At 35.5% G+C, this 16,814-nt stretch carries 18 protein-coding genes; 11 read left to right on the top strand and 7 right to left on the bottom strand.

The genetic code is table 11. From position 1 onward, the window contains the following. Positions 1–22: 22 nt before the first annotated feature. A complete protein-coding gene (locus F1003_RS12520; protein ID WP_155089772.1) occupies positions 23–370 on the bottom strand; it encodes a tRNA-binding protein in 348 nt (115 codons plus the stop codon). A gap of 54 nt (positions 371–424) precedes the next feature. On the opposite strand from F1003_RS12520, the gene F1003_RS12515 reads away from it, so the two are divergent. The 3 genes from F1003_RS12515 to F1003_RS12505 are packed head-to-tail and all read left to right on the top strand — an operon-like array spanning position 425 to position 2,450. Beyond that, positions 425–979, top strand: a complete 555-nt coding sequence (locus tag F1003_RS12515) for a thioredoxin family protein (protein ID WP_155089771.1) — start codon at positions 425–427, stop codon at positions 977–979. Between the two features lie 6 nt (positions 980–985). Continuing rightward, a complete protein-coding gene (locus F1003_RS12510) occupies positions 986–1,903 on the top strand; it encodes a PhzF family phenazine biosynthesis protein (RefSeq protein WP_155089770.1) in 918 nt (305 codons plus the stop codon). Between the two features lie 19 nt (positions 1,904–1,922). Next, positions 1,923–2,450, top strand: coding sequence for a GNAT family N-acetyltransferase (locus F1003_RS12505; protein ID WP_155089769.1), 528 nt, complete (start codon positions 1,923–1,925; stop codon positions 2,448–2,450). 54 nt (positions 2,451–2,504) lie between these two features. On the opposite strand, the gene F1003_RS12500 is transcribed toward F1003_RS12505, so the two are convergent. Together F1003_RS12500 and F1003_RS12495 are read right to left on the bottom strand one after the other, a co-directional pair. Then, positions 2,505–3,230 (bottom strand): energy transducer TonB, encoded by a 726-nt coding sequence (locus F1003_RS12500; protein WP_155089768.1) that lies wholly within the window; start codon positions 3,228–3,230, stop codon positions 2,505–2,507. A gap of 92 nt (positions 3,231–3,322) precedes the next feature. Beyond that, a complete protein-coding gene (locus F1003_RS12495; RefSeq protein ID WP_155089767.1) occupies positions 3,323–5,473 on the bottom strand; it encodes a TonB-dependent receptor in 2,151 nt (716 codons plus the stop codon). A gap of 156 nt (positions 5,474–5,629) precedes the next feature. On the opposite strand from F1003_RS12495, the gene F1003_RS12490 reads away from it, so the two are divergent. After that, entirely contained in the window at positions 5,630–6,334 is a 705-nt protein-coding gene (locus F1003_RS12490; protein ID WP_155089766.1) for a lysoplasmalogenase, read from the top strand. 3 nt (positions 6,335–6,337) lie between these two features. Here the strand turns inward: F1003_RS12490 and F1003_RS12485 are convergent, their stop codons facing one another. Beyond that, complete coding sequence (locus F1003_RS12485) at positions 6,338–7,609, bottom strand: NAD(P)/FAD-dependent oxidoreductase (RefSeq protein WP_155089765.1); 1,272 nt, start codon at positions 7,607–7,609, stop codon at positions 6,338–6,340. A gap of 121 nt (positions 7,610–7,730) precedes the next feature. On the opposite strand from F1003_RS12485, the gene F1003_RS12480 reads away from it, so the two are divergent. Together F1003_RS12480 and F1003_RS12475 are read left to right on the top strand one after the other, a co-directional pair. Next, positions 7,731–8,225, top strand: a complete 495-nt coding sequence (locus F1003_RS12480; RefSeq protein ID WP_155089764.1) for an RNA polymerase sigma factor — start codon at positions 7,731–7,733, stop codon at positions 8,223–8,225. A 4-nt stretch (positions 8,226–8,229) separates the two neighbouring features. Beyond that, the gene (locus F1003_RS12475; RefSeq protein ID WP_155089763.1) at positions 8,230–8,862 is read left to right on the top strand and encodes a DUF8845 family protein; all 633 of its coding nucleotides are present in this window, start codon (positions 8,230–8,232) and stop codon (positions 8,860–8,862) included. A gap of 83 nt (positions 8,863–8,945) precedes the next feature. Here the strand turns inward: F1003_RS12475 and F1003_RS12470 are convergent, their stop codons facing one another. Next, positions 8,946–9,746 (bottom strand): lysophospholipid acyltransferase family protein, encoded by an 801-nt coding sequence (locus F1003_RS12470; protein ID WP_155089762.1) that lies wholly within the window; start codon positions 9,744–9,746, stop codon positions 8,946–8,948. 48 nt (positions 9,747–9,794) lie between these two features. Continuing rightward, entirely contained in the window at positions 9,795–10,436 is a 642-nt protein-coding gene (locus tag F1003_RS12465; RefSeq protein ID WP_155089761.1) for an NUDIX hydrolase, read from the bottom strand. A 2-nt stretch (positions 10,437–10,438) separates the two neighbouring features. Here F1003_RS12465 and F1003_RS12460 point away from each other — a divergent pair, with 2 nt between their 5' ends. From F1003_RS12460 to F1003_RS12440, 5 genes are all read left to right on the top strand, one after another. Then, the gene (locus F1003_RS12460) at positions 10,439–11,140 is read left to right on the top strand and encodes a peptidylprolyl isomerase (RefSeq protein ID WP_155089760.1); all 702 of its coding nucleotides are present in this window, start codon (positions 10,439–10,441) and stop codon (positions 11,138–11,140) included. A 200-nt stretch (positions 11,141–11,340) separates the two neighbouring features. After that, on the top strand, positions 11,341–13,485 hold the full coding sequence (locus tag F1003_RS12455; protein ID WP_155089759.1) for a M3 family metallopeptidase: 2,145 nt from the start codon (positions 11,341–11,343) through the stop codon (positions 13,483–13,485). A 38-nt stretch (positions 13,486–13,523) separates the two neighbouring features. Then, on the top strand, positions 13,524–14,111 hold the full coding sequence (locus tag F1003_RS12450; RefSeq protein ID WP_155089758.1) for an SRPBCC family protein: 588 nt from the start codon (positions 13,524–13,526) through the stop codon (positions 14,109–14,111). Continuing rightward, complete coding sequence (locus F1003_RS12445; protein ID WP_155089757.1) at positions 14,095–14,721, top strand: dioxygenase family protein; 627 nt, start codon at positions 14,095–14,097, stop codon at positions 14,719–14,721. The genes F1003_RS12450 and F1003_RS12445 overlap by 17 nt, the downstream gene beginning before the upstream one ends. A gap of 26 nt (positions 14,722–14,747) precedes the next feature. Next, the gene (locus F1003_RS12440; protein ID WP_155089756.1) at positions 14,748–15,668 is read left to right on the top strand and encodes a M28 family metallopeptidase; all 921 of its coding nucleotides are present in this window, start codon (positions 14,748–14,750) and stop codon (positions 15,666–15,668) included. Positions 15,669–16,043: 375 nt separating this feature from the next. On the opposite strand, the gene F1003_RS12435 is transcribed toward F1003_RS12440, so the two are convergent. Beyond that, positions 16,044–16,655: a trimeric intracellular cation channel family protein gene (locus F1003_RS12435; RefSeq protein WP_155089755.1), complete on the bottom strand. Its 612-nt coding sequence runs from the start codon at positions 16,653–16,655 to the stop codon at positions 16,044–16,046. Positions 16,656–16,814: the final 159 nt, after the last annotated feature.

Below are 16,814 nucleotides of genomic sequence, written 5' to 3'. Positions count from 1 at the left end.
AGGCTTCGCAATGACGGTTCAATTAAGACACTTGCGAACCGTTCTTAACTTTTGTTTCGGGATGCAATAGAAACACATCATCTTCCCTAACCGCTCCCATCACTAAGCATTCACTCATAAAATTGGCAATCTGTTTTTTGGGAAAGTTGATCACAGCTACTATTTGTCTGTTTACTAAATCCTCTTTTTGGTATTGGGTTGTAATTTGGGCTGAAGATTTTTTCACTCCTAAATCACCAAAATCTATAGTCAATTGATATGCTGGCTTTCTGGCATTTGGAAAATCATTGACTTCAATTATGGTACCTATCCGTAAATCTACCTTTGTAAAGTCATCGAAAGTTATCATTTTGTTAAGAGAATCGCCCATTAAATTTTGTAATTTTAAAGCAATAAAACTAAGGAATTAAATCGATATAAAACCATGGCACGGACAGAATCAAATATGTTACCACTAGGCACAAAAGCACCAGACTTTAGTTTAGTTGATACAAAAGACGACCAAGTAAAATCATTAGATAAACTCAAAGGAACCACAGGTACATTGGTTATGTTTATTTGCAACCACTGCCCTTTTGTGGTTCATGTGAGCTCTGAGCTTTCACAATTAGCAAAAGATTACATCTCAAAAGGCATAAAGTGTATTGCTATTAGTAGTAATGATGTGGAAAATTACCCACAGGATGCACCGCACTTAATGAAGCAAAATGCCATAGAAAATGAATATATCTTTCCATATCTGTATGATCAAACCCAAGAGGTCGCCAAAGCTTACGATGCAGCATGTACGCCAGACTTCTTTCTATTCGATGATAAATTAGAATTGGTCTATGCAGGTCAACTAGACGACTCAAGACCAGGAAACGGTATACCAGTTACAGGAGAAGACATACGAGCAGCAATGGATGCGCTGGTGGACAACAAACCTGTAAGCAAGGACCAAAAACCAAGTATGGGCTGTAATATTAAGTGGAAGTAAAAATTAATGTCTACTATAGATTATCATCTCGTTGACGTATTTACCAAAACTAAATATGGTGGTAACCAACTTGCCGTATTTCTAGATTTTGATGATTTGGCAAATGCTGATACCATGCAGAATATTGCTAAAGAGTTGAATTTTTCAGAGGTTAGTTTTATAAAGAAACAACTTAATAGAAATACTTTTGATGTTAGGATTTTTACTCCAGAATACGAAGTGCCTTTTGCAGGACATCCCACTTTGGGCACTGCTTTTGTCATTTCAAAACACATCACTAAACAACCAACACCTAAACTCAATATTCAACTAAAACATGCTACTATCAATGTTGACCTTGAAAACACTGGCTCTATAGACGAAACTCTTTTTACTATGACCCAAGCACAGCCAAAATTCATAGAAACTTATGAAATTAATACGATTGCTGAAGGACTAAATATAGACAAGAATGTCATCGATGCCTCAAAACCCATCGTAGAAATAAGCACTGGCTTACCTTACATCATAATTCCTGTGATTAATTTAGAGGCCATGAACCAATTAAATATTAAGGATTACGATCTTGAAAATTTTCTAAAAACTCACCAAAAACACAAAACTAACAGCCCTAGTAAATTGTCAACCTCATTATTTTTCGTCACCAGTGAAACTTTTGATAAGACCCATAATTTTAATGCACGGATGTTTTGTCTTGAAGGCGGAAAACTAGTCGAAGATGCTGCAACTGGCAGTGCTAATGGGTGTTTTTTGGCTTATTTATTAAAGTATGAATCGCCTAACATTTCAGCTATTGTCGAACAAGGCTTTCAAATGAACAGAAAATCATTGCTATATTTAAACGGTACAAAGGCTGATAGTGAATATCAAATCAAAGTTGGCGGTCACGTTGTAGACATAGGCTCAGGAAAATGGTCTATATAACTAAACTAAACACTATAAATTGAATATAAAACTCGAAACCAAACGTCTTATCCTAAGACCCATCAACGAAAATGATGCTCAAAATTTTTACGAGATGGATTCTAACCCGAAAGTTCATATCTATCTTGGCAATAATCCTGTGACTTCCATAAAGCAGTCCAAATCTAAAATTGAAGGGGTTTTACAACAGTATAAGGATTTTGGAGTTGGCAGACTGGCCATGGAAAAGAAAGATACTGGTGAGTTTATAGGTTGGTCTGGATTAAAATTTGAACGCGAATTACGTAAAGAGTTTGATTATTATGACTTAGGATATAGATTAAAAGAAAAATTTTGGGGAAACGGCTACGCTACAGAAGCTGCTATAGCATCACTAGATTATGGCTTTAATGATTTAAAACTTAAGGAAATTTGCGCCGCAGCAGATGTAAATCACATCGCATCTAATACTATTCTTAAAAAAATAGGCATGCAACCTTCTGGCACTTTTGAGTATGAAGGTGATCTATGTAATTGGTACATTCTAGAAAATACCCAAATACGATAAAACCTCTTTGAAAGAGGTTTTATCAATATTTAATATTAAGTACAACAGTATTTTTTATTGCTGTCGTAATGTAAAATTTATAGGTATGCTATATGGAACTCCTACTGGAACATTTCGTTGTTTTCCTGGTTCCATTTGAGGAAGTAGGCCGATAATACGTTCTGCTTCTTTCTCTAAAAGTTTATCTGGACCTCTAGACTGAATATTGGTAACGTAGCCATCTTTATTGATTAAGAAAAATACAAATACCTTTCCGTGAATATTCATTTCTGAAGCTGCTTGAGGATATTTAAAATGCTTTTGCAAATGCTCTTTCATTTTAATTTGGAAACAAGCTTTTAACTCCGCATTATTACCTGTACAACCTGGAAAAGTAGGCACCTTCTCTATTACAGCAAATGGAACTTCTATATCCTCTTCTATTTCTTCTACTTCAACCTCTTCAACACTTATCACGCGCTCCTCTATGATATCATCCTGACCTATTTCTGTACTTTCAACAAAAGTTTCTTCTATTTCTTCAACATCCTCTACTATAGTAATGGCTTCAGCAACTATTTTTTTAGGTGGCGGTGGCGGTGGAATATTAATTGTAGTAATAGGTATATCTTCCTCTAATTGTTCTGTCAACATTAAGGTATCATAACTAACGGTTTCTTTGACATAAGTTTTATGTTCTAATCCTATATAGGTTAGGAGTAACATTACGTTTAAACCAACAGCAAAATACAAACTGCTGTTTCGACCTACATTGGCTTTTGGATTCTTCTTGACTTGCATAACTTGAAAATTTTATACCTTAAAGTTACCCAAACAAAAGCGCAAAAAATATGACATTTATCATGTTTAATTGATAATCAACGAATTATATTTTATAAATTATCCAACTGGTTATCCGTACCATCTTCACTTATCGTCCAAAAGAAGCCCACAAAAAAGAATTGATCTGCAGCAGGTTTTAAGGCTCTTCTACTAAATTGTCCATTCATATCTGGTGAATTCGCATACTGATAACCGTTTACATTCTTAAAGCCCAACACATTATTAACTGAGAAGTATAGAATTTTCTGTTGATCTAAAAGATATGCCCAATTAAAACTTAAGCTATTAAATGCCTTAGTACGTTTGCTGAGAAATTCTTCGGTGTTTGGATTAGTATAAGGTCTTCCTGATGAATAGCTATAGGCCAATCCAATCTGGCTTTTCCAGCTATTTATCCAATACTTTCCAACAACGGATACATTGTGGTTGGTTGCAAAATTAGGTTGGGCAGATGCCTCAAAATTTCTATAGTTACGTTCTGTATCCAAATAAGAATAACTTACCCAATAATCTAAATTTTTAACACTTGTATTGTCTCTCCAAAAAATATCGACACCTTGAGCAAAGCCATCACCATTTGTGGTGTAATTACTTTCAAAACTTGTAAACTCTGTATCATACTTTATTAGGTTATCGTAATCCTTTCTGTAAGCTTCTGCCCTAAATATTTTACCGCCATTAACGTACTGATAGTTAAAAATGTAATGTGTAGTTTTTTCCGAATTTAAATCGTTTTCAAACTTTAAAATAGAACTATTTGGGTTTTGAAAAAAGTTGCCATAGGCTAATGAAATCTGTCCGTTTTTAGATGTCTTATATGCTAAAGCTGTTCTAGGAGAAAAATCTGTAGTATTAAATATTGAACTGTGATCTGCTCTCACACCGACTTTAAGAGCCAAATCCCTTGAAAATATTAAATCTGCCTCAGCAAAAGCTGCTGTGATGTTATTTCTAAAACCATAGGTTTCATCTATGGATCCGTCCTTAAAGTTTTCATTAAAATCAGTCACAAACTTCTCAGCGCCAAAACTCAATTTAAACCTACTATTGAACCGTTTCTTTAATTTTAGCTTAATATGTGCTGAGTTTTCTCTATCCTCTATATCACTTGTCATTACTCCTATATCATTTTTGGCATAAGTATAGCTCAAACCTGTACTTAAGGTCCACCCATTTCCAAGAACACCTTTATAGGAAGTATTGAGATAAAAATTATTGTTATTCAACTTAAAATCCAATCCATTTTCAAGATTGATATCTTCTTGGGTCAATTCAAATTTTGAAGTATCAAAAGCTGCATAAAACTTTAGCATCCCGTTTTCTAAACGTTGTCTAAACACGGTTTCTCCTTGCGCTCCTTGGTATGGTGTTTCCCAATCATTTCTGTCTTTAAAAATGGCTAAATAAGGTGCTAAATTAATATATGTTGCATTGAAACTTAAGGATGATTTTTCCCATTTCTGGGTGTTACCCAAAGCTGCACCAACAGTCATAATACCTATATCCGTTTTTTCCTGATCGGGTTCATCAATAGTATTTAATAATAACACACTAGATAAAGCCTGACCAAATTCGGAAGAGTAACCACCAGTGGAAAATGTAATACCATCAAACAAAAACGGCGAATAACGACCACGTGTAGGTATATTATTGGTTGTTGGCGAATATGGTGTAAATACTCTAATACCATCAATAAATATTTGTGTTTCGTCAGCATTGCCTCCACGGACAAACAGTCGACCATCTTCCGCTACATTGGTGGTTCCTGGTAGTGTTTGCAGAGCACCTACAAAGTCACCCAAAGCACTTGCCGTGGTCACCACATCTAAAGAGTTTAATACTGACACCTTACTGTTATCGTTGGCTTCAAACGTACCAGCACTTAAAACAACAGCATCCAAAGATTCTACATCTTCCCTTAGTGTTATTTCTAGGTTGGATAGTTTTGAAACATCATCAATAATCGTTTTGGTTTCATAAGATAGAAAGGAAATGACCAAAGTCTGCGTTCCTTTCTCTTCTGTAGTAAAATCAAATTTACCTTCGTCGTTAGATGTGTCACCATCGTAAGTGCCCTCTAAATAAATATTGGCGCCAACTATGGGTTGGTTTTTATGATCCACTACCTTTCCTGAAATTGTAGTTTGCGAATAGCTTAGGTTGATGAGACATAAGCAAATGATGGTGATTAACTTGTTCATTTTTTGATTGATTAAAAGTTCGTTTTTTGATACTGAAACAAATTCAGTATAAATTGATGAAACAAACTTCAATCATTTTTACAAGGCTAAAAATTCCATTTTACCGAACTGTAAAATTTTAATGATGAATTGAATTTTTCATCCTAAATTCCACTCATGAAGCTAACCAACATAGAAAAACAATTCTCCATCCTATTTTTTATCATCGTTCTTTTTGAATTGATTACAGGCAGTGCAGAAAACTTGAAAACGGCTCATTTCATAGCCAAACCAGCCATTGTTATAAGTTTGATTTTCCTATTTGTAAAAACTTCAGGACATCTTTCAAAAAACATAAAGAGTTTAACGCTCTTGGCACTAGTATTCTCATTGTTAGGAGATGTGTTGTTGATGTTGGTAGATCAATCACCTCCTTTTTTTACTGTTGGCTTAATTGCATTTTTGTTAGCCCATATTATGTACATCCTAGTGTTTTTGAAGCACAGAAACCAAAAGCAATCTGCCGTAGGGTTTATTATTGTGCTTGTAATATATGCGTCAGGATTGTTCTATTTGCTGAAGGACGGTTTGGGAGAGATGTTTATGCCAGTTACCATTTACATGCTAATCATTCTAGGTATGGCAACATCTGCATTTTTAAGACAAGGAAGCCTTAACACCTTGAGTTTTAAACTCGTTTTTATAGGTGCTATATTCTTTATGATTTCTGACAGTATTTTGGCTTTAAATAAATTTTATCAGCCCATTCCACTTTCCAATATTAGTATAATGGTCACCTATGCCTTGGCACAGTATTTAATTGTCTTGGGAATATTAAAAACACCCCTAAAGTCTCCTCAAGGGGACAATCCAAGCAAGTAAAATCTATTTCTTAAAAGGTCTGATGATTAGTCGTGCTGCTTTATCAAAATTGATATAGTTATACGACCAATTGAATAGTACAATAACGCGATTTCTAAACCCGACTAAAGACATTAAATGAATAAACATCCATATAAACCAAGCAAAAAATCCACCGAACTTATAATGCTTTAAATCCACCACGGCTTTATTTCTACCAATGGTTGCCATAGATCCTTTGTCATTATAAACAAATGGTTTCATCTCTTTACCATTTATAAGTTTCAACAGGTTTTTACCTAATAACGTCCCTTGTTGAATCGCAGGTTGTGCCACTTGAGGATGACCTTTAGGAAAAGCTTCAGTTTCCATTAGGGCAATATCTCCAATGGCAAAAATGTTGTCATAGCCTTCAACCAAATTAAAACGGTTAACATGGTAGCGATTGGTCTTTTCCATTAGAGCATCTGCCTTTAGACCTTTTACGGGCGCTCCCGTAACGCCAGCTGCCCAAATTAGAGTTTCGGACTGCATTTTTAAATCAGAATTTGTGGTAACGTTTACGCCATCATAGTCTTCAACGAAAGTTTTGCAATGTACTTTTACACCAAGCGCACTCAAGAATTCTTCGGCTTTCTTAGAAGCGTGTTCGCTCATGGCACTTAGTACACGCTCATTACCTTCCATGAGATGAATGCTCATATCGTCAGCGTTAAGATCGTGATAATCCCTAGGTAGAATATGATTTTTCAATTCTGCTATGGCACCTGATAACTCTACACCTGTTGGACCACCACCCACGATAACGAAATTAAGATAAGCTTGGCGTTCTTCCCTAGAATCTGCAATAGCTGCTTTTTCAAAATTTTGCAAAATCAAACTTCTTATATCCAAGGCCTGGGAGACAGTTTTCATTGGCATACTATTGGATTCAATAGTTTTATTGCCAAAAAAATTGGTTTTTGTTCCTGTTGCGAGGACGAGATAGTCATAACTCAGGTTTCCTATGTCCGTAACAATTTCATTTCGCTCTGGCACTATCTCTTTAACTTCAGCAAGTCTAAAAAAAGAAGTCTTATGTTTTTTAATGATTTTTCTCAGAGGATATGCAATGGAATCGGGTTCCAATCCCGAACTCGATACCTGATATAACAAAGGCTGAAATGTATGATAGTTATGTTTATCTATTAATACAACTTGTACATTTTTGTTTGCCAGTTTTTTAGATAAATTAACACCAGCAAAACCACCACCAATGATAACTATTCTTGGCAGGTTTGACTTAGGAATATTCATGAAAAGCAATTAATTTCTCTTACAAAGATAAGGATTAGCAAAGCCAAAATTTTATTTTTGAACAATATTGTAACAATACTTTAGTTACGACTACAAATAGATAACTAACCAATTTCATCAATTGAACAAAGAACTCGAACATAGTTTTGTTGAACAGTTGCAAAAGCATCAAAACATTGTACATAAGGTGTGTCGTTTATACACCAACAATAAGGATGCCCATAACGATTTGTTTCAGGAGATAACCATTCAGTTATGGAGGGCATATCCTAAGTTTAGAGGAGATTCTAAATTTAGTACCTGGATGTATCGTGTAGGATTGAACACAGCTATTACCCTGTATAGAAAATCGAAACGAAGGATTAACACCCAAGAGTTTGATAGTGTACAGTTTAAAATAAAAGCAGAAGAATATGATGATACTGAAGAGCAGCAATTGAAGCTTTTATACAACGCCGTGCATCAATTAAACGATATTGAAAAAGCCCTTGTTTTTCTGTATTTAGAAGATAAGGACTATAGAGAAATAAGTCAGACTTTAGGTATAACTGAAGTTAACGCACGAGTAAAAATGAATCGTGTGAAAAAGAAATTAAGAACAATTTTAAATCCGTAATACTATGGATGAGTTAGAATTATTAAAGAAGGATTGGAACAAGGATAAATCCGATTACAAAAACTATTCGGATACGGACATCTATCCTATGCTACATAAAAAATCGTCTTCTATTGTAAAGACCTTGTTTTATATCAGCATTGCAGAATTTGCATTTTGGATATTGGTAAATATACTTCCTTATCTACTGTCTGAAAAATACAGAGAACGTTTAGAAACAAGTTATGAAAACCCATTGTTTGTCGGTCTGTCTATTCTTAGTTTGGTTGTTATTGTACTGTTTATTTATTTACTTTTCAAATCATACAAAGCCATTTCCATTACCGATAGTGCGAAAAAATTAATGGAGAGTATTCTTAGAACCAGAAAGGTGATTAAGTACTATGTGATTTTTAATCTGGTGATGATTTTTATCTCTATACCTCTATCTCTTTATTTTGAATTTAATGAAAATATAGAATTTCACGACCAAGTTGAAGCCATGAACTCTACACAAACCATAGTGCTTTACGCTGTTACTGTTTTGGTTACTGGTGTATTCTTATTGGTGTTTTGGCTATTCTATAAGTTACTTTATGGTATCCTATTAAAACGCCTCAACAAAAATTATGATGAGCTTAAGAAGCTGGAAGTTTAATTTTTGTTGAGTTGTTGAGTCAAATTCGACAATTATTCAGAACAAAATAAAACTATTGGCAAGAACAAAGAAAATCAAGGGGCTTACCAATCCCTCAACTCTTTATTAAGTCGTTCTTTTTCCTCTAATTCTTCTTGCGGAATTACTTTTAAAAATGAAGGATGTTGCTCAATGGCATATTCAATCTTTTCAACAATATCGGCTATGGATTCATTTTCGTAATCAATTTCCAAAGGCTCTTTAATTTCAAAAGTCTGAAATATATTCTTCTTTTTAATTCTTAGTCCTTTTTTATCAAACGATCGTCTAAAACCGTCAATTACAATGGGTACAACAATAGGTTTGTAATGCTTTATGATATGTGCAGTTCCTTTTCTAATGGGCTTAAAAGGTGTTGTGGTTCCTTGTGGAAACGTCACCACCCAACCATCGTCCAAGGCTTTTTTAATGTTACTGATATCACTCATCTTTACCTGTCGATTGACATTCTGGCCCTTAGAACGCCACGTACGTTCAATACTAATAGAACCTGTGTAGGCAAATATCTTCGGAATCAATCCCGACTTCATGGTTTCCTTAGCAGCAACGTAATACATATTTAGCTTCGGATTCCAGAGATAGCCTACATTTTTAATGCTATCTAATCGGCCGCTTAAGCTCGCATTAAACACATGAAACATGGCAATAACATCCGCAAAATAGGTCTGGTGATTAGATATGAACAATACGTTGGTATCAGGTAGGTTCTTTATAATTTCCGAGCCTTCAATCTGTAGTTCATTAAAACCTCTAAAGCGCCTGTGCGTTAAAAGACCAAGGATTCTAATGAGCCATTTTTTTACCCAAAGTATATGTCCGAAAGGATTTTTTTTGAATAATCCCATAAATTAGTTTCAGTTTTAGTCGACTACAAAAATAACAAATATGACAAGCTATAGAACTTGTTTTAACAAGTCTTTTATTTCACCGAGCATCATGGCGGTTGCTCCCCAAACAATATGACCGTTTAATTTAAACGCAGGAACATCCACTTCAACATTAAAAGAAGTTGGCACTCTTGTAGTTATAATATTGGCATCATCTAAAAAACTATCGATATTCACTTCGATAATATCCTCTACCTCCTCGTCTTGCTTTATAAAATTCAATTTCACCTCAGACACAGCCACATGAGGGTACACCATAAAATTACTAGGAGGAATATATAAGGGAGACATGGGTTTAAGAACCTGTACAGCAGAAACAGGCACACCTACTTCTTCTTCCGTTTCGCGTAACGCAGTATCCATTATGTCCCTATCGACTTCTTCATACTTTCCACCAGGAAACCCAACTTGTGCAGAATGTACACCTTTATACGTTTTCCGTAAAATGAGCACCAAATAAGTCTCGTGCTCTGTATTAGGATAAAACAATGCCATAACACCAGCTGTTTTAGCATTTTTATGCTTGGCTTTCATTTTTTCAGCTAATTCCAGTCGGTATGGCGGAGACATTTTTGCATGCGATTGTTCGCCCAAAAGTTGAAGATGTTTTATTTTTACTACGGATTTTAAAAACGTATCAAAGCGCATTTATGAGATTTCGATTGGTTATAATTATAGCTTTATTTTTTTTGAATTGTGAAGATAAACAAACTTCAAAACAAACAAACACCTGTAAACAAAAAGATACTATTGTAGAAAAACCCAAAGAAATCCCTAAAAAGAAAACCAAACCAGAATTCCCTGTACTTACAGACAACAATGCCATGGAGTTCTTTTTAGAATATGAAAAAGAACACAAAGAAAACAAAGTGCGTATTTACACAGACTTTGGCAATATCGATATTTTGCTCTATGATAAAACCAAATTCCACAGAGCAAATTTCATTTACCTCACCAAACGTAATTATTTTGACGGTACACAGTTCTACAGAGTGGTACCAAATTTTGTGATACAAGGTGGTAGTAGTGATGATTATAACATTGCCAAACGACGCAGAAAAATTGGACATTATTTGCTTCCACCAGATACCAAACGTGGCTATACACATAAGCGTGGTGCTGTTTCCATGCCAAGTAGTGAAATGGAAAACGCCTATAAACTAGCGTCGCCTTTTCAGTTTTTTATCATTCAGCGCCCTACGGGAGCAGCTTATTTAGATAAGGAATATACCGTTTTTGGAGAAGTGATTGATGGCATGGATGTCGTTGATGAAATCAATGCCGTGGAAACAGACGAAGGAGACTGGCCACTGCATAATGTATATATAAGGAAAGTGGAAATTATAAAATAATTAAGACTTCCTTTTTTTAGATTTTAGTAACTTGTTTTCGTAATTGTTTGAATCAGCAAAACATAATTATTTGTCATGCTGAACTCGTTTCAGCATCTAAATTTTCGAATTGAATAAGATTCTGAATTCCTGTTTACCGACAGGCAGGTAATTTAGAATGACAATATTAGCTTTTGAATAACAACCATAAACTAACTACAATGATCACTAAATCAATCAAAATTGCCGCACTAGGCAGTATTATTCTCTTTGCAAGCTGTAAAGACGAACCAAAAAACGAAGACAAATTAATGACTGACAATATACTTCTACAAGAATGGGAAGGCCCTTACCAAGGTGTTCCTGCTTTTGATAAAATGAACGTAGCAGATGTAAAGGAAGCTGTTGAAAAAGGTATGGAAATGCAACTAAAAGAAGTTGAGGCCATTGCCAATAACAAAGAAGAACCAACTTTTGAAAACACCATCGTCGCTATGGAAAGTGCTGGCAAGGAATTGCAAAGGGTCTTTGCATATTACGGTATAATGAGCAGTAACATGTCTTCTCCTGAGTTTAGGGAAGTACAGGCGGAATTGGCACCAAAATTATCCGAATTTCAGTCTAAGATTTCCCAAAACGAAAAGCTTTTCCAACGCATTAAAGCGGTTTATGAGGCATCTCAAAAAAATCCGTTGGAACCTCAAGAGCAACGTGTTGTAGATTTAATCTATAAAAGGTTTGAAATGAACGGAGCAAATCTCAATGCCGAAAAGAAAAAGCGCTATGCCGAAATCAATAAGGAGCTATCAAAACTCTATACCAAATTTGCAAATAACGTATTGCACGATGAAGAAAACTATGTCACCTATCTAACCAAAGACCAATTGGGTGGTTTGTCAGAAAGCTTTATAAAATCAGCCGCAAAAATTGCAGCCGATAAGGGTAAAGAAGGCATGTATGCCATTACCAACACGCGCTCATCCATGGATCCGTTTCTCACCTACTCTACCGAACGTGAGTTACGTAAGCAGGTATGGGAGAATTATTATTCCAGAGGAGATAATGCTGATGAATATGATAATAATGAAATCATTGCAGAGATTTTAAGACTTCGTAAAGAACGTGTTGGGCTAATGGGTTACGATAATTATGCGGAATGGCGTTTACAAGACCGCATGGCAAAAAATCCAGAAAATGCCATGGATTTAATGTTAAAGGTCTGGCCAGCAGCCACAGCTCGAGTAAAAGAAGAAGTTGCAGATATGCAAGCGGTTGCCAATGAACTGGGTGACAATATTACCATTGAGCCATGGGACTATCGCTATTATGCCGAAAAAGTTAGACAAAAGAAATACGATTTAGATAGTGACGAAGTCAAACAATATTTACAATTAGATAAGCTGACAGATGCTATGTTTTTTGTAGCAGGAGAATTGTTCAATTATAAATTCACACCTGTTGAAGAAGGTTCTGTTCCTGTATTTCATGAGGATGTCAATGTTTGGGAAGTGACGGATAAGGATTCTGGTAAACACATCGGACTTTGGTATTTAGATCCTTATGCTCGAGAAGGGAAACGTTCTGGTGCTTGGGCAACCACGTATAGAAGCTCTACAACTTTTGAAGGTGAGACCAATGTTTTGGCATCTAACAATTCCAATTTTGTAAAACCCGCTCCAGGTGAGGCTGTTTTGGTGTCTTGGGATGATGCGACTACGTTTTTTCATGAATTTGGGCATGCATTGCACTTCTTTGCTGCAGATGTTAAATACCCAACCTTACAAGGTGGCGTAAGGGATTATACTGAATTTCAATCGCAATTATTAGAGCGTTGGCTATCCACGGATAAAGTGATTAATCAGTTTTTGGTGCATCATGAAACGGGAGAGCCAATTCCTGCTGAGTTGGTTGAAAAGATTAAGAAAGCATCAACTTTTAATCAAGGGTTTGGCACTACGGAGTATTTAGCGTCTGCACTAATCGATATGAAATTGCACTTAGCAGACCCAACAAACATCGACATTGATAAATTTGAACGTGAAACCTTGGACGAGCTCGGTATGCCAAAGGAATTACCAATGCGTCATAGAACACCACATTTTGGTCATGTATTTTCTGGTGAAGGTTATGCCACAGCTTACTATGGTTATATGTGGGCAGACGTTTTAACAAGTGATGCCTCTGAAGCTTTTAGAGAAGCCGAAGGTGGTTTTTATGATAGTGAAGTTGCAGACCGTTTGGTGAAATATTTATTTGCACCACGTAATGCTATGGATCCTGCGGAAGCCTATAGAAAGTTTAGAGGACGTGATGCCAAGATTGAAGCCTTGATGCGTGATCGTGGGTTTCCTGTTCCGCAGAGGTAATAATAATTTGAACACTAACTAATCAAAACAATATAATCATGAAAATTTTAAAGTACATCGCCATTATCATAGCCGTTTTAATCATTGGCTTTTTATTGTTGGGTTTATTAAAACCAGAAGTATCCTACGACAGTGAAATTGTAGCAGACAAACCCTTGCCAGAAGCTTGGGCTGTCGCTCAAGATGAAGCCAAAATGGCTGAATGGTTACCAGGATTTCAGAAAGTAGAACGTGTCAGTGGTACACCTGGTACTGTAGGAGCGGTATCTGATGTCTATTTTATTACCGATGGAGAGGAGATGGTGATTAGAGAAACCATTACCAACATTGTACCTAACGAGACCATTGAAATGACCTTCACCTCAGATTTTATGGATATGGACTATAAACTGAGTATGGCTCCAATGGATGGCAAAACAAAAATCACATCCAATACCACCACTGTGGGAAATGGCATACTAGCTAAATCCATGATGGCAATGGCAGGAAGTTCCATTAAGGCACAAGAAGAAACCAATCTTGAGAACCTTAAAAAAGCGATTGAACAAAATACTAAGGATTATTTTCCTGTTGAACAAACGATGAAAGAGGATGAAATGACTGTTGAAAATGAAGAAATTAATTAACATAGCAATTATTGCGCTGACCATCTATTCATGTGAATCGCAAACCAAAGACGAAACCACTAAAATTGTTGGAGGACGATGCGAAGGTTGTGAAGCTCTACTTGAATATGGTGACAAAAAATTGTCCAATATTGATACTCTACCAAAATTTGAAGCTTCTGAACCAAAGCTGAAAATTACGGGAACTGTTTATCAAAAAGATGGCAAAACACCAGCTTCAAATATTATTCTCTACATATATCACACCAATGAAAATGGAATATACGAAACCAAAGGTGATGAAAAAGGTTGGGCAAAGCGCCATGGCTATATCCGTGGTTGGATAAAAACAAACTCTGATGGCAGTTACACGTTTTACACCTTTAGACCAAGCTCCTACCCTAATACTTCAGCACCTCAGCATATACACATGACGGTAAAAGAACCGAATACTAATGCCTATTATGTTGATGATATTATGTTTGAAGATGATAAATTCCTAACGAATGAATTTAAGGAGCGTTTGGGACAACGTGCAGGTTCTGGTGTAGTACTTCCAAAAATGGAGAATGGGATTTTGCACGTAAAACGTGATGTGATTTTAGGTCGTAATATTCCGGATTATGACTAAGTAAATTAGAGCAATTTTTTAAACACATGAAACTAAATCTCACGTTTATTCTTCTTATACTTTTTTTTGGTTGTAAAAATCAAGAAGACATCAATTTAAGTATTGAGAATTTACCATCAAAAACCATTGATGCCCAACGTGAAATAGTTTCTGTTCTTACCGGAAACAAAAAATTAAGTACAGATTATACCATTAACAGCAGAACAACTCCAAAGGAACGTTTAATGACCAGACGATATTTATCTGAGGCTTTAAACCAATTGAATTTAAAAACACTAGAACACGATTATAGAGAACCAAACTCAAATGTTTTTATAGATCTATTGGTTAGTCCTTTCAAAGGGACTAACTTATATACAATCATTCCTTCTACCATTGAATCTGATGAATATGTTCTATTAGGAGCACATTACGATACTGCCAGAAATTGTCCTGGTGCTAATGACAATGCATCCGCTATGGCTCTTCTATATGGAGTCGCTAAAAAAATATCAAATGTTCCTGTAAGGCAAAAAAATGTGATGATTGTGTTTTTTGATCAAGAGGAAGAAGATTTAGTTGGTAGTAGAGCTTTTGCCAAATACCTTAAGAAGAAAGATTATAAGATTCACTCTGTTCATACTTTTGACCAAATTGGATGGGATAAGGATTTAGACAAAGCCGTGGAAATTGAGCTGGCAACTAAGAAACTTGAAGAAATTTACAGAGAGAAAGCCTCAGAACTTCAAATTCCTATCCACACGACCAAAGTGAACTCCACAGACCATCAATCATTTAGAGAATTGGGATATAACGCTTTGGGAATTACAGAAGAGTTTGCTAATGGTGACACAACACCGTTTAAGGATACACCAAAAGACACATTTGATACTGTTGATTTTGAGTATTTAGAATCAACGACCAATTTGGTTTTTGAAGTCATAAACCACATCGTAACCCAAAATTGACATGACTAATAAATCTAGTACTCTTTATACTGTAATTCTCGTATTGTCATTATTTCTATTTTTGATAAAAGGTTTTCAATATGCTGTATTGGGTAGTTATATACCTCTTGTTTTAGCCTTAGTAATATGTATGCTCTTTTATCTCAACCGAAAAAAGAAAAAAGCTTTGAATATACTTATTAAGATTTGGGCTCTTCTAATAATTATTTGGTCATTATTAAGGTTATTAATCGGTACTGCAGATCGATTTGGTAAAGAATTAATGGAGAATCATCTACAGGAAAACCTTGGAGTTACAGGCTCACTGATAAGTCTATTATTTTTAGTTGTTGGTTTTTATCTTTTCAATAAGAAAAGAAGACAACAATGGCTCAATTAGTCTTCTTTTTTATACAAACTCGGCAAACTAATTTTAAACTTAACCGCAAGAAGCCTAACGGTAATCACCACCAAGCCAGCTATAATAAATAAATAGTTTCTTTCTTCTAAAAATTGTAGCAGCAAGAAATACGTTAAGCCACCCAAAATACAAGCTGTTGCATAAATTTCCTTTCTAAATATTACAGGAATCTCATTGCACAACATATCTCGAATGACTCCGCCAAAGCAAGCCGTCATAGTCCCTAAAGCGATACATATAATGGGATGTAATCCTGCTACCAATCCGGTTTCGATACCCACTACAGTGTAGAGTGCAATACCAATGGTATCAAATAAAAACAGGGAGGTTCGCAAATATGAAATCCGCTTTCTAAAGATTACAGCAAATACTGCCGAAGCTGTTATGACATACACATAAGTCATATTCCGCATCCATGATACTGGCTCTAGACCTATCATTACGTCGCGTAAGGTTCCGCCACCAACAGCAGTAACAAATGCAATAATAAGAACACCAAAGGCATCCATGCGCTTATTCATGGCTACAAGTGCGCCAGAAATGGCAAAAGCTATGGTTCCTAGTATGTCTATTATTTGGAAAAACATAAGTTTATATTGTCATGCTGAACTTCTTTAACTTTGTTGAATCTTCGATTTCAGCATCTATTTGTTGGTTTAACTATTAGTATTTAAGATCCCGAAACTACATTCGGGATAAGCGATATTCTCAATTTTGAATGCTAAGACCCTTCGACAAGCTCAGCA

The sequence above is a fragment of the Winogradskyella ouciana genome (genome assembly GCF_009709615.1).
GTDB classification, from domain to species: domain Bacteria; phylum Bacteroidota; class Bacteroidia; order Flavobacteriales; family Flavobacteriaceae; genus Winogradskyella; species Winogradskyella ouciana.
This window is presented reverse-complemented; position numbering and strand designations above follow the sequence as displayed.

Excerpts from the sequence above, each read along its gene's own strand:
- F1003_RS12500 (WP_155089768.1), bottom strand. The coding sequence starts at position 3,230 with ATGCAAGTCAAGAAGAATCCAAAAGCCAATGTAGGTCGAAACAGCAGT.
- F1003_RS12450 (WP_155089758.1), top strand. The coding sequence starts at position 13,524 with ATGAAAATTTTAAAGTACATCGCCATTATCATAGCCGTTTTAATCATT.
- F1003_RS12475 (WP_155089763.1), top strand. The coding sequence starts at position 8,230 with ATGGATGAGTTAGAATTATTAAAGAAGGATTGGAACAAGGATAAATCC.
- F1003_RS12485 (WP_155089765.1), bottom strand. The coding sequence starts at position 7,609 with ATGAATATTCCTAAGTCAAACCTGCCAAGAATAGTTATCATTGGTGGT.
- F1003_RS12460 (WP_155089760.1), top strand. The coding sequence starts at position 10,439 with ATGAGATTTCGATTGGTTATAATTATAGCTTTATTTTTTTTGAATTGT.
- F1003_RS12435 (WP_155089755.1), bottom strand. The coding sequence starts at position 16,655 with ATGTTTTTCCAAATAATAGACATACTAGGAACCATAGCTTTTGCCATT.
- F1003_RS12440 (WP_155089756.1), top strand. The coding sequence starts at position 14,748 with ATGAAACTAAATCTCACGTTTATTCTTCTTATACTTTTTTTTGGTTGT.
- F1003_RS12445 (WP_155089757.1), top strand. The coding sequence starts at position 14,095 with ATGAAGAAATTAATTAACATAGCAATTATTGCGCTGACCATCTATTCA.
- F1003_RS12515 (WP_155089771.1), top strand. The coding sequence starts at position 425 with ATGGCACGGACAGAATCAAATATGTTACCACTAGGCACAAAAGCACCA.
- F1003_RS12455 (WP_155089759.1), top strand. The coding sequence starts at position 11,341 with ATGATCACTAAATCAATCAAAATTGCCGCACTAGGCAGTATTATTCTC.
- F1003_RS12510 (WP_155089770.1), top strand. The coding sequence starts at position 986 with ATGTCTACTATAGATTATCATCTCGTTGACGTATTTACCAAAACTAAA.
- F1003_RS12520 (WP_155089772.1), bottom strand. The coding sequence starts at position 370 with ATGGGCGATTCTCTTAACAAAATGATAACTTTCGATGACTTTACAAAG.
- F1003_RS12495 (WP_155089767.1), bottom strand. The coding sequence starts at position 5,473 with ATGAACAAGTTAATCACCATCATTTGCTTATGTCTCATCAACCTAAGC.
- F1003_RS12490 (WP_155089766.1), top strand. The coding sequence starts at position 5,630 with ATGAAGCTAACCAACATAGAAAAACAATTCTCCATCCTATTTTTTATC.
- F1003_RS12465 (WP_155089761.1), bottom strand. The coding sequence starts at position 10,436 with ATGCGCTTTGATACGTTTTTAAAATCCGTAGTAAAAATAAAACATCTT.
- F1003_RS12470 (WP_155089762.1), bottom strand. The coding sequence starts at position 9,746 with ATGGGATTATTCAAAAAAAATCCTTTCGGACATATACTTTGGGTAAAA.